The organism is Agromyces sp. NPDC055520 (assembly GCF_053619715.1).
The window spans coordinates 1-12,288 of record NZ_JBSHJY010000020.1 but is presented as its reverse complement, the minus strand read 5'-3'; the positions used below and the strand labels follow the sequence as shown (position 1 = coordinate 12,288).

At 70.5% G+C, this 12,288-nt stretch carries 11 protein-coding genes; 4 read left to right on the top strand and 7 right to left on the bottom strand.

The genetic code is table 11. The features are described 5' to 3' along the window. Both ACWGST_RS09990 and ACWGST_RS09985 read right to left on the bottom strand, forming a co-directional pair. A partial coding sequence (locus tag ACWGST_RS09990) for a DMT family transporter (RefSeq protein ID WP_452046505.1) occupies window positions 1-822 on the bottom strand: 822 nt, incomplete at its 3' end. 54 nt (window positions 823-876) lie between these two features. Continuing rightward, entirely contained in the window at window positions 877-1,665 is a 789-nt protein-coding gene (locus tag ACWGST_RS09985) for a class I SAM-dependent methyltransferase (RefSeq protein ID WP_452046504.1), read from the bottom strand. A 123-nt stretch (window positions 1,666-1,788) separates the two neighbouring features. Between ACWGST_RS09985 and ACWGST_RS09980 the strand changes: the two genes are divergently transcribed. Together ACWGST_RS09980 and rmuC are read left to right on the top strand one after the other, a co-directional pair. Continuing rightward, window positions 1,789-2,406, top strand: a complete 618-nt coding sequence (locus ACWGST_RS09980) for an exonuclease domain-containing protein (RefSeq protein ID WP_452046550.1) — start codon at window positions 1,789-1,791, stop codon at window positions 2,404-2,406. Window positions 2,407-2,474: 68 nt separating this feature from the next. Further along, window positions 2,475-3,953 carry a DNA recombination protein RmuC gene (gene rmuC, locus ACWGST_RS09975; protein ID WP_452046503.1) on the top strand — a complete coding sequence of 493 codons (1,479 nt, stop codon included), beginning with the start codon at window positions 2,475-2,477 and terminating at the stop codon, window positions 3,951-3,953. Between the two features lie 78 nt (window positions 3,954-4,031). Here the strand turns inward: rmuC and ACWGST_RS09970 are convergent, their stop codons facing one another. From ACWGST_RS09970 to ACWGST_RS09955, 4 genes are all read right to left on the bottom strand, one after another. Then, the gene (locus tag ACWGST_RS09970; protein ID WP_452046502.1) at window positions 4,032-4,427 is read right to left on the bottom strand and encodes a VOC family protein; all 396 of its coding nucleotides are present in this window, start codon (window positions 4,425-4,427) and stop codon (window positions 4,032-4,034) included. A 61-nt stretch (window positions 4,428-4,488) separates the two neighbouring features. Then, complete coding sequence (locus tag ACWGST_RS09965) at window positions 4,489-5,832, bottom strand: MFS transporter (RefSeq protein WP_452046501.1); 1,344 nt, start codon at window positions 5,830-5,832, stop codon at window positions 4,489-4,491. Between the two features lie 54 nt (window positions 5,833-5,886). After that, entirely contained in the window at window positions 5,887-6,888 is a 1,002-nt protein-coding gene (gene glpX, locus ACWGST_RS09960) for a class II fructose-bisphosphatase (protein WP_452046500.1), read from the bottom strand. A gap of 153 nt (window positions 6,889-7,041) precedes the next feature. Beyond that, a complete protein-coding gene (locus ACWGST_RS09955) occupies window positions 7,042-8,073 on the bottom strand; it encodes a fructose-bisphosphatase class II (RefSeq protein WP_452046499.1) in 1,032 nt (343 codons plus the stop codon). A 105-nt stretch (window positions 8,074-8,178) separates the two neighbouring features. Between ACWGST_RS09955 and fbaA the strand changes: the two genes are divergently transcribed. Together fbaA and ACWGST_RS09945 are read left to right on the top strand one after the other, a co-directional pair. Further along, on the top strand, window positions 8,179-9,210 hold the full coding sequence (gene fbaA / locus ACWGST_RS09950) for a class II fructose-bisphosphate aldolase (protein ID WP_452046498.1): 1,032 nt from the start codon (window positions 8,179-8,181) through the stop codon (window positions 9,208-9,210). Between the two features lie 7 nt (window positions 9,211-9,217). After that, window positions 9,218-9,910, top strand: a complete 693-nt coding sequence (locus ACWGST_RS09945; RefSeq protein ID WP_452046497.1) for a DUF6264 family protein — start codon at window positions 9,218-9,220, stop codon at window positions 9,908-9,910. A gap of 274 nt (window positions 9,911-10,184) precedes the next feature. Here ACWGST_RS09945 and ACWGST_RS09940 read toward each other — a convergent pair whose 3' ends face one another. Continuing rightward, window positions 10,185-12,236 (bottom strand): ABC transporter ATP-binding protein, encoded by a 2,052-nt coding sequence (locus ACWGST_RS09940; RefSeq protein WP_452046549.1) that lies wholly within the window; start codon window positions 12,234-12,236, stop codon window positions 10,185-10,187. Window positions 12,237-12,288: the final 52 nt, after the last annotated feature.

Below are 12,288 nucleotides of genomic sequence, written 5' to 3'. Positions count from 1 at the left end.
CGCCCCGCCCGCAATCGCGACGGGTTCGAGCGTTTGGCCGAGCGCCACCGCGATGAGCACCGTGAAGACCGCCAGCTGGTTCTGTAAGATCCCGGCGCGCGCCGGGCCGACGGCACCGGCGCCGAGGTTCCAGAGGGCGTAGCCGAGCATCGACGGGAAGACCACGATGTAGACGAGCCCGGCGATGCTGCCCGCGGTGGTCGGCAGGGTGACGCCGACGACGGCGATGAGCGGCAGCATCGTGACGACCGCGAACACCGACTGCACGGCGGTCGCGGTGATGGGCGGCGTGCGCAGGCGGCGCGCGACGATCGAGTACGCGGTCCAGACGATGACGGATGCCACGACGAGCAGATCCCCGATGCGGAATCCCTGCCCCAGCACGGCGACGACATCGCCGCCCGTGAGCACGAGGGTGACGCCCGCGAAGGCCACCACGAGCCCCACGATCTGCAGGCCGTGCAGGCGCTGATGCAGGAAGATCGCCGCGGCGAGCGCGATCGTCGCCGGGTTGATCGCCGAGATGACCGAGGCGTTCACGGCACCCGTGAGGCCGAGCGCGCTGTAGAGGAACAGCGTGTAGCTCGTGAGGCCGAGCACCGACTGCAGCAGGTGCAGCGGCCACTCGCGCATCGCCGCCCGCCAGTCGGGCCGCTCGATCGCCCACGCGATCGCGAGCAGCGGCAAAGCGGCGAACACCCAGCGCCAGAAGGTGAGCGAGATCGGCGAGATCTCGGCGGTGACCATCTCGCCGAAGACGTAGTTGCCCGCCCAGAAGAGGTTGGCGAGCGTGAGTGCGAGATACGCCCGTCCGCGATGCATCAGGTCAGGATACGGTCTCGCGCCGGCTCGCCGAACCGCGCACGGCAGGCGCCGTCAGCGCAGCAGTGAGCGGAAGCACCGCGTCACGTACGGCACCACGAGTTCGTCGGCACCGGCGAGGTCGGGATGCGTCGTGAGCAGCGTCTCGAGGGCGGTGATCGTCGCCTGCTGCTCGTCGGGCGAGGCCGTGATGAAGTAGCTGCGCGAACGCACGAGGTCGAGGAACCCCTCGCGCGACATGCGTGCACCCCATTCGACGGTGTGCTCGGCGATGTCGCCGAACGGCGGCCCGATCTTCACGTAGCTCTCGAACGTGGCGCTCGCATCGTGGCGTTCGTGCATGATCTCGCCGGCCTGGCGAAGCCAGTCGACCCGCGTGTCGCGGCTGTTCCAGACGAGGCCGAGCACGCCGCCCGGCCGCAGCACCCGGGCGATCTCGGGAATCGCCCGATCGGGCTGGAACCAGTGCCAGGCCTGCCCCGCGACGACCGCGTCGACCGCGGCGTCTTCGATCGGGATGTCTTCGGCCGTGCCGAGGATGCGCGGCACCCCGGGCACGGCGACCTCGAGCTCCTCGAGCATCTCCTCGACGGGGTCGACCGCGATCACCTCGCGGTCGAGCGCGACGAGCGCTTCGGTGAGCTTGCCGGTGCCGGCACCGAGGTCGAGCACGCGCGCCGCGTCGCCGATCAGCCAGGCGATCGCCTCGGCCGGGTAACCGGGCCGGGCCTGACGGTAGACGGATGCCGCGGCGCCGAACGACCTCGCACTCTCGAGTGTCACGGGGTCGGCGGGGTCGACGACGAGACCGTGCTCGCGCTGCTCGTGGGGGTCTTCGTGCATTCCGCCATTCCACGCCCACCACGAGGCATCCGTCAACCTCCGATGTCACCCGTCGCGCGACGCATCGCGGCGTTCGCGGCGCGGGCGACCGGCGGTGTCGGCGCGGCATGCGACGATGCCGGTGTGCCAGTGGACTTCACCGCGATCGACTTCGAGACCGCCAATTCGTCGAGTGCATCGGCCTGTTCCGTCGGGATGGTGAAGGTGCGCGCGGGTCGCGTCGTCGAACGCGAGCACCGCTACATCCGCCCGCCGTTTCCCCACAACGAGTTCTCGGAGTGGAACGTGCGCATCCACGGCATCACACCCGAGATGGTGGCGGACGCCGACGACTGGTCGGTGCACCTGCCGGCGCTCCGCGAATTCGCGGGCGACGACCTGCTCGTCGCGCACAACGCGGGCTTCGACATGGGCGTCATCGCGAAGACCTCGACGGCGCTCGCGCTCGAGGTGCCCGATTTCCGCTACCTCTGCAGCCTGCAGGTCGCGCGGCGCACGTACCACCTCGACTCCTACCGACTGCCGGTCGCGGCGATGGCCGCGGGCTTCGAGGGCTTCTCGCACCACGACGCCCTCGCCGACGCCGAGGCGTGCGCCGCGATCATGGTGCACGCCGCCGCCCGGCACGACGTCGACGACCTCGACCGCCTCGCGCACGTCACGCGCGTGAAGATCGGCGCGGTCGGGCCGGTCGCCACGCGCGACGACCGCGCCGTGCACGGCCCGATGGCGCTGCAGTAAGCCGCCGCGTCTCGAGACCCTCCGCCGACGACGCATCGGATGTCGGAGGGCCCTGCGACACTGTCGACATGGAGATTCTGCTGCTCGTCATCGGCCTCGTCGTCGGCATCGCACTCGGCGCGCTCGCGACGTGGTTCCTCGCGTCGAAGCGGGCGGCCGAAGCTTCGTCCGACTCCCCTGCCGTCGAAGACCCCGCGCTCGTCGAGGCCCGGCATCAGGCCGCGATCGCCGCGCTGCAGGCCGACCGCTCGGCCGAGTTGGCGCGGGTCCGCTCCGAAGAGCAACAGGTGCAGGCGCGCCTCCACGCCGAGCTCTCCGCGGCGCAGGCGACGACCGTGGGGCTCCGCGAGCAGATCGAATCGGCGCGAACCCAGTACCGCGAGATCGTCGAGCGTCAGCGTTCCGAGCAGCAGCAGCGCGAGGCACGCGAGGCCGCCGACAGCAAGGTGCTCACGGCGCTCGCGCCCGTCAAGCAGACCATCACCGAGATGCAGGCCAAGGTCACCGAGCTCGAGGCGCAGCGGCACCAGCAGCACGGCGAGTTGAGCCAGCAGCTCAAGATCGCGGCCGAGAACGAAGAGCGGCTGCGCTCGACCGCCGAGACGCTCGCTTCGGCGCTGCGCTCGAACAGCACGCGCGGCGTCTGGGGCGAGACCCAGCTGAAGAGCGTGGTCGAAGCGGCGGGCCTTCTCGAGCGCGTCGACTTCGACACCCAGCACTCGATCACGACCGATTCGGGTGCGGGCCGCCCCGACATGGTCATCCACTTGCCCGGAGGCAAGAACATCGCCGTCGACGCCAAGGTGCCCTTCAACGCCTACCTCGAGGCCAGCCAGATCCCCCTCACCGCCACGGGTGCTGAAGCCGCTCGTCGCGAGACGCTCATGAAGCAGCACGTCAAGGCGGTTCGCGACCACATCACCGCCCTCGGCGGCAAGACCTACTGGGCCGGCCTCGGCGCCTCGCCCGAGATGGTCATCGCGTTCATCCCGAGCGAATCGCTCGTCTCGAGCGCACTCGAGACCGACCCGGCCCTGCTCGACTACGCCTTCTCGAAGCGCGTCGCGCTCGCCTCGCCCGTCACGCTGTGGTCGGTGCTGAAGACCGTGGCGTTCAGCTGGCAGCAAGACGTGCTGACGAAAGAGGCCAAGACGCTCTTCGACCTCAGCCGTGAGCTCTACACACGTCTTTCCGTCACCGCCGGCCAGATCGAGAAGCTCGGCCGCACGATCGAGCGCACCGTCAAGGACTACAACGCCTTCGTCGGATCGCTCGAGACGAGGGTCATGCCCACGGCGCGCAAGTTGAAGGCACTCGACGAGACCAAGGTGCTCGCCCAGCTCGAGGGCATCGACGAGAGCCCCCGCGAACTCACCGCATACGAGTTCACCTCGACCGTCACTGCCGAGACCGCGGCGCTCACGCCGCTCGAACCCGCACTCGAACCCGCGCAGGAATCGAGCACCGCAGACACCGAACTCGAGATCGAGATCGAGGCCGACATCAGTTTCGTCGCCGACATCGACCCCGAGATCCGTTCCATCTGAACCGGTGACGGGGCTTGAACCGGTGACGGCGCTTGATCGTCGAACTCGCTGACGGCGACCGAACCCTGACGGCGCCGCTCAGCCCGTCAGCACGCTGAGCACGTTGCCTGCGGGATCGGTGAACCAGGCGATATCCGGCCCCTGGCCGCTCACCGAGCCCCGAGCGATGCCGCGTTCATCGGTGCCGAAGTCGTCGGGCGCGGCGTAGATCTTCGTCACGACCCCCGCGGCGTTCAGCTCGTCGACCGCGCGATCGATGTCGTCGACGATCAGGTTCAAGATCGTGAAGCTCGCCGGTTCGTGGTTGGGCTTCGGGTAGATGAAGACGCCCTGGCCCGACGGCAGCACGACCCGCAGCGCCCCTGCACCGGGTTCGTCGTCGACCGGCAACCCCAGTCTCGTGCCGTAGAACTCGCGGGCCGCCTCGACGTCGTCGACGCTGAACCCCGGAAACGCATCTCGAATCGAGACCATCGTGACCCCTCTCACGTACGTGCACCCCAGACTTGCACGATGCGTCGGCGACGTCGACCCCTCAGCGGGGCTCCGCCTCGTCGACGGGTGGTTCGAACCCCGCGGCGGCCTCTGCGCCGGTCACCGGCGCTGCGTCGAGCATCGCGTCGAGCGGATGCGCGAGCTCATCCTCGCCGAGACGGGCGATCGCGAGCGTGCCGATCGCCAGCAGCGGGGATGCGAGTCCCGCGATGAGGAACGCCGGGGCGATGCCGATCCACTCCCCCACGGGGCCGGCGACGGCCATCGAGATCGGCATGAGCGCGAGCGAGACGAAGAAGTCGAGGCTCGACACCCGACCGAGCATGGCCGGCGGCACCCGTCGCTGCAGCAGCGTGCCCCACACGACGCTCGACGCCGAGAACAGCACACCGCATACGAAGAGCGCTGCGACCATCACCCCGAGCCACGAGGTGAATCCGATGATCGCGAGCGGGAGGCATCCGAAACCCCACCCCAGGATCATGAGCGTCAGGTAGCGCCGCGGCAATCGCATCGACGCGACCGCGAGCGAGCCGATCGCACCCCCGACCCCGAACCCCGCGAGCGCGAGGGCGAACGCCCCTGCGCCGCCTCCGGTCTGGTCTTTCACCGCAAACGGCAGCAGCACCTCGATCGGGCCCATGATCAGGAACACCAGCAGCACCGAGAAGATGAGCGTCGCGAGCAGCCACCGGGTGCGCAGCAGGTACGCGAACCCGTCGCGCAGATCGATGAAGGTCTGGCGCACCGGGTGCACGGCGGGCCCGTCGAGCACCCGACGCACGGGCGTCGGGCGCATGACGCCGAGCACCGTGGCCGCGACGAGCTGCAGCCCCGCGACCACGGCGAACGCGAGCCATGGGCCCTGCATCGCGATGAGGCCGCTCGCGAGCGCCGGCCCCGCGGCGTTCATCACCGACGGCCGCAGCACCCCCTCGATGCCGTTGGCAGCCAGCAACTGCTCGTCGGGCAGCATGGCGGGCAGCCACGCCGAGTAGGCGGGGTAGAAGAACCCGTCGGCGAGGCCCAGCGCGAACGAGATGACGGCGAGATGCCACACCTCGATGGCGCCGGTCAGGGCGAGGAACGCCGCCACCGCGAAGCCGGCGCCGCGCACGACCTCGACGATCAGCAGAATGCGGCGCTGCGGGATGCGGTCGGCCGCGACGCCGCCGAACAGCACGGCGAGCACGAGTCCGAGGCTCGAGCCCACCGCGACGAGCGAGAGGTCGACCGGGGTGCCGCCGAGTTCGACCACCTGCCAGACGGCCGCAACGATCCAGGCGCCGGCGCTGAGCAACGAGGCGGCGAGCGCGGTGACGAGCAGGCGGTACTGCGCCGAGCCGAAAGGTCGGAGGGCGCGCGGTAGGCGAGCGGCGGTCACCCGTCAATCTTGCCGCGCACCTCCGACACGGTCACTGCGCCGAAAGCGAACGCCTCACAGCATGTCGTCGACGAGCCACTTCTCGATCAGGTGGTCGGCCCGAACACGGCGGATCGTGCCCGACTTCCCGCGCAGCACGATCGACTCGGTGCGAAGAATCGGCCCCTTGCGCGAGACGCCGTCGACGAGCTCGCCGTCGGTCACGCCGGTCGCGACGAAGAAGGTGTTGTCGCCCTTCACGAGCTCGTCGAGCTCGTAGACCCGGTCGCAGTCCAGGCCGGCCGCTTCACCCCGGGCGCGCTCGGCGTCGTCGCCGGGTGCGAGCCTGCCCTGCATGAAGCCGCCGAGCGCCTTGATGGCGCACGCGGTCGTGATGCCCTCGGGGCTGCCGCCGATGCCGACGCACATGTCGATGCGCGAGTCGTAGCGGGCCGCGTTGATGCCGCCTGCGACGTCGCCGTCGCTGATGAGCCGGGTTCCGGCGCCCGCGGCGCGGATATCGGCGATGAGCTGCTCGTGCCGGGGGCGGTTGAGCACGGCGACGCGCATCTCGCCGACCTGCTTGCCCTTGGCCGCGGCGAGGGCCCGCAGGTTCTCCCCGATCGGCTTGCGGATGTCGACGACGCCGATGCCCGCGGCATCCGTCACGATCTTGTCCATGTAGAAGACGGATGACGCGTCGAGCATCGAACCGCGGTCTGAGACGGCGATCACCGAGAGCGCGTTCTGGCGGCCGGCCGCCGTGAGCGAGGTGCCGTCGATCGGATCCACGGCGATGTCGCAGGCGGGGCCGCGGCCGTTGCCGACCCGCTCGCCGTTGAAGAGCATCGGCGCCTCGTCTTTCTCGCCCTCGCCGATGACGACCACACCGTCGAAGTTCACGGTGCCGAGAAACGCGCGCATCGCGTCGACCGCCGCGCCGTCGGCGCCGAGCTTGTCGCCCCGGCCGATCCACGGGTACGACCGGATCGCCGCCGCCTCGGTGGCACGCACGAGTTCGAGTGCGATGTTGCGGTCGGGGTGCAAGAACAGGCTTGCGGTGTCGGTGCTCACCATCGAGGGTCCTCCCGGACGCTAGTGCTGCCGGCCAGTCGGGCGGCCATGAACGATTCCTCAAGCCTATGCAGCCGACTCCCGGATCTCGCCTGTTTTCGGGGTAGGGACGGTGAAAGAATGTGCATTCTTAACCAGGCGTTCAGGGGCCGCCGGTCACGGCAGCACGAACTCGCCGACCGTCGCCGCGACGCCCGGGCCGGCGTGCCAGGTGGCGACCACGGCGCCCGCGCCGTCGCCCGTGCCCGCGCCGTCGCCCGTGCGCACACCGGGCAGCATGACCCGCCCGGGTGCGCACTCGGTCACCGCGCTGAGGAACACCCAGGCCGGAGCCCTGCACAATCGTTCGAGCGGCCAGACGAGGTCGAGGTCGAGACCGTCGGCGACCACGCGCTCGCGCTCCCCGGCCGACTGCGGTGCGAGCTGCGCCCACATCGAACCGCCGAGCGCCCGCACCGCAGCCGCGGTCAGCACTCCTTCGGGCGCGCCGCCGATGCCCGAGACGAGGTCGAGGCCCGTCTCGTCGTCGCCCGCGCCGCCCGCCGCGCGCAGGCTCCGCTCGATGTCGCCGTGCACGAAGAGCTCGACGGATGCCCCGGCCGCCCGAGCCTCGGCGACGAACCGCTCGTTCCTCGGCCGCTCCTGCACGGCGACCCGCACCTCGGCCGGTGTGACGCCCCGCGCCGCCGCGATGCGGGCGACGAGTTCGCCGACCGATTCGCCGGCCGGGGCATCCGGAAGCCACGTGACGTGCTTCTCGAGGTAGTGGGCGGCACCGAGCGCGGCGAGGGCACCGCGCGGCGCGACCGCGAGCACGGCCATCGCGCCGGGTGCGCCGGCCGCCGCGAGCCGCGTACCGTCGACCGGGTCGACGGCGAGGTCGATCGACGGCGCGAAGGCACCGGCACGGCCGCCGGCACCGGCAGCGGCAGCGCCGAACCTCTCGCCGACGTACAGCATCGGCGCCTCGTCCTTCTCGCCCTCGCCGACCACGACGACGCCGTCGACGTCGAGTTCGCCGAGCGCCGCACGCAACGCCTGCACTGCGAGCGCGTCGACGCCGTGGCCGTCGCCCGAACCGACGAGCGGCGCCGCGGCGAGCGCGGCGAGCGCCGTCGCCCGGCGAAACCCGTCGACGAGCCCCAGCTCGGCGAGTCGAAGCGGGTCGGTCGCAGCATCGGTCGGCACGACTCCATCATGCCGGGCGGCGGGCGCCGCGACATCCGACACCTGAGCACCCCTCGCGAACTCGGTAGACTCGACGCCAACCCCGTTGTCGTCCGAAGGAGCACCATGCCCATCGCCACCCCCGAGCAGTACGCCGAGATGCTGGACACCGCGAAGGCCAAGGGCTTCGCGTTCCCCGCCTTCAACGTCTCCTCCTCGCAGACGCTCAATGCGGTGCTGCAGGGCCTGACCGAGGCGGGCTCCGACGGCATCATCCAGGTCACCACGGGCGGCGCCGACTACTTCGCCGGCCACACCGTGAAGGCCCGCGCCACCGGCGCCCTCGCGTTCGCGCGCTTCGCTCACGAGGTCGCCAAGAGCTACCCGATCACCGTCGCGCTGCACACCGACCACTGCCCGAAGCCGGCCCTCGCCGACTTCGTGTTCCCGCTCATCGAGGCGTCCGAGGCCGAGGTCAAGGCCGGTCGCAACCCGATCTTCCAGTCGCACATGTGGGACGGCTCGGCCGTGCCGCTCACCGAGAACCTCGAGATCGCCAAAGAGATCCTGCCCCGCATGAAGGCGATCAACGCCATCCTCGAGGTCGAGATCGGCGTCGTCGGCGGCGAAGAAGACGGAGTACAGCACGAGGGCTCGAACGACGCCCTCTACACGACCCTCGACGACGCGATCGCGACCGTCGAGGCGCTCGGCTTCGGCGAGCAGGGCCGGTACATGGCCGCCCTCACCTTCGGCAACGTGCACGGCGTCTACGCCCCCGGCAACGTGAAGCTGCGCCCGGCGCTGCTCAAAGAGATCCAAGACGGCCTGCAGGCGAAGTACGGCACGGCCGCGAAGCCGCTCGACCTCGTCTTCCACGGCGGCTCGGGTTCGAGCGACGCCGAGATCGCCGAGGCCGTCGCGAACGGCGTCGTGAAGATGAACATCGACACCGACACGCAGTACGCCTTCACGCGCTCGATCGCCGACTACATGTTCAAGAACTACGACGGCGTGCTGAAGGTCGACGGATCGGTCGGCAACAAGAAGCAGTACGACCCCCGCGCCTGGGGCAAGGTCGCCGAGACCGCCATGGCCGTACGCGTCGGCGAGTCGACGCGTCAGCTCGGCTCCGCCGCGCAGTCGATCAGCATCTAGGTTCAGGATGTCGCAGCACGAGGCCGCTCGAACGCCCGACTCGTCGGGTGACGCCGCAGTGACGCACGGCGGGGCGACGACCCCGCCAGCAGCGCCGCAGCCGCGCGATGAGCGGCCTCGTCCGCAATACGGCGAGTACGCGCCAGAGGGGTGGACCTGGACCCCGCCCGTCGACGAGCGCGCGGCGGCGGGGGCTGCCGAGGCCACCGCCGCAGCCACCGCCCGCGCCGGTGTCGCTCGAGCAGGCGGCATTCCCGCCCCGGGTGCGCTGGAGGGCGGCCCGGCGGGCACAACCGGCGTCGCCGCGAGGGCGCACCCGATCGACCGCATGTGGACGATCGCCCTGCTCGTGTTCGGCGTCTTCGGTGCGCTCTACAACTGCCTCGCGCTGTTCCAGATGCCGACGACCGCGCTCGAATCGGCGAAGCTCTCGGCGTCGATGCTGGGCGTCGATGCTCCCGCCGGTTTCACGCCCGGGCCGGCCGTGCCGCTCATGATCTTCATCGGCATCGCCCTGCAGGCGGCCCTCTGGGTCGGGGCGCTCGTGTGGGCGCGCTCGCGCATGCAGGCGGGCCGTCTCGCGTGGTGGATCCCGCTCGTCGCCGGCGTCGCAGCGCTCATCGTCGTGGTCGTCGTCGGCATGCTCGTCTACGCGAGCGACCCCGCCTTCCTCCCCGCCCTGACGCCCACGACCCCGTAGCCCGCGCCGAGCAGCACGAGCGCCGCCGCGCCCAACCGCTCGCCTCCGCGCCCAACCGCTCGCCCCCGCGCCCCGGCTCCCGTCTCCCCGCCCCGGCTCCCGTCTCCCCGCGCCCCGGCTCCCGTCTCCCCGCGCGGTGCCTGCGCCTCTCCACCTTCCGGCGAACGGGCAGTAGATGCCGCGTCATTCGAGAAGAGGCGGCATCTACTGGCCGCTCGCGCCAGAAAAGGGCCCGCTCGCGCCAGAAAAGGCCCGTTCGCGCCAGAAAAGAAGGTCAGCCTTCTGCGACGACCGGCACGGCACCGGTGCTCGCGCCCGCGCCCGCCCCTGCGCCGGCGCCGGCGCCGTCCTCGGGGTCGACGAGCACGGCCGCGTCGACGGGGGCCGCGAACTGCGCCTCGTAGAGTCTGGTGTACGCGCCGTCGGCGGCGAGCAGCTCGGCATGCGTGCCCTGCTCGACGATGCGTCCGTCCTCCATCACGAGAATCAGGTCGGCGTCGCGAATGGTCGAGAGCCGGTGCGCGATCACGAACGAGGTGCGGTCTTTCCGCAGCGCGTTCATGGCGTGCTGCAGCAGCAGCTCGGTACGGGTGTCGACCGAGCTCGTCGCCTCGTCGAGGATCAGCACGGCGGGCCGCGCGAGGAACGCCCGGGCGATCGTCACGAGCTGCTTCTCGCCGGCCGAGAGGTTCGAGGCCTCGTCGTCGAGCACGGTGTCGTAACCGTCGGGCAGGGTGCGCACGAAGCGGTCGACGTAGGTGGCCCGGGCCGCTTCGAGGATCTCGTCCTCCGAGGCATCCGGTCGCCCGTAGGCGATGTTCTCGCGGATCGTGCCCGTGAACAGCCAGGTGTCCTGCAGCACCATGCCCATGCGGCCGCGCAGTTCGTCGCGCGTCATGTGCGTGATGTCGACGCCGTCGAGCGTGATGCGCCCGGAGTCGAGCTCGTAGAAGCGCATGATGAGGTTCACGAGCGTCGTCTTGCCCGCCCCGGTGGGGCCGACGATCGCGATCGACTGCCCGGGTTCCGCGGTGAGCGAGAGGTCGTCGATGAGCGGCTTCTCGGGGTCGTAGCTGAACGAGACGTCTTCGAAGACGAGACGACCGGATGGCGTGCCCTCATCGGCATCGGCATCTGCCGCGGCCTCGGGCTCGACCGGATCGGGCACCTGCTCGTCGGCGTCGAGCAGCTCGAACACCCGCTCGGCGCTCGCGACACCCGATTGCAGGAGGTTCGCCATCGAGCCGAGCTGGCTGAGCGGCTGGGTGAACTGCCTCGAGTACTGGATGAAGGCCTGCACGTCGCCGAGGCTGATGCCGCCCGCTGCGACCATGAGCCCGCCGACGACGGCGATCGCGACGTAGACGAGGTTGCCGACGAACATCATGGCGGGCATGATGATGCCGCTCACGAACTGCGCGCCGAAGCTCGCCTCGTAGAGCTGGTCGTTCTTGTCGTCGAAGCCGCGCTCGACCTCGCGACGGCGGCCGAAGACGCGCACGAGCGCGTGACCCGAGTAGGCCTCCTCGATCTGCGCGTTGAGCGTGCCGGTGTGCGTCCACTGCGCGACGAAGAGCTTCTGCGAGCGCTTCGCGATGACCGTGGTGATGAGGATCGTGAGCGGGATCGTGACGAGCGCGATCGCGGCGAGCAGCGGCGAGATGACGAACATCATGACGAGCACGCCGATGACGGTCAGGAGCGACGTCAGCAACTGGCTCATCGTCTGCTGCAGCGACTGCGAGACGTTGTCGATGTCGTTCGTCACGCGCGAGAGCAGCTCACCGCGCTGCATCTTGTCGAAGTACGACAGCGGCAGGCGGTGGAGCTTGTCTTCGACCTCTTGTCGCAGGCGGTAGACGGTGCGCTGCGTCACGCCGTTCAGCACGTAGCCCTGCGCCCAGCCGAAGAGCGAGGCGAGCACGTACAGCGCGAGCACCCAGAGCAGCACGGTCGAGAGGGCTGCGAAGTCGATGCCCTGCCCCGGCACGAGGTGCATCGAGGCGACCATGTCGGCCTGCTGGGTGTCGCCCGACGCCCGCAGTTGGTCGACGACCTGCTGCTGGGTGGCACCCGCGGGCATCTGCGACGAGAGGAAGCCCTCGAAGATGATGTTCGTGGCTCCACCGAGGATCTTCGGGCCGAGCACCGAGAACACGACGCTCACGATGCCGAGCAGCACGACCGCCACGACGAGCGCACGCTCGGGCCGGAGCCGCCCGAGCAGGCGCTTGGCCGAGGGCCAGAAGTCCATCGACTTCTCGGCGGGCATGCCCATGCCGCCCATCGGCCCGCCGCCCATCGGCCCGCGGCGGGGCGGGCCGATCGGCCTGACGGGCGCCGCGGCCGCCGCCGGCTGCGGCGCCGCGGGCGTGGCC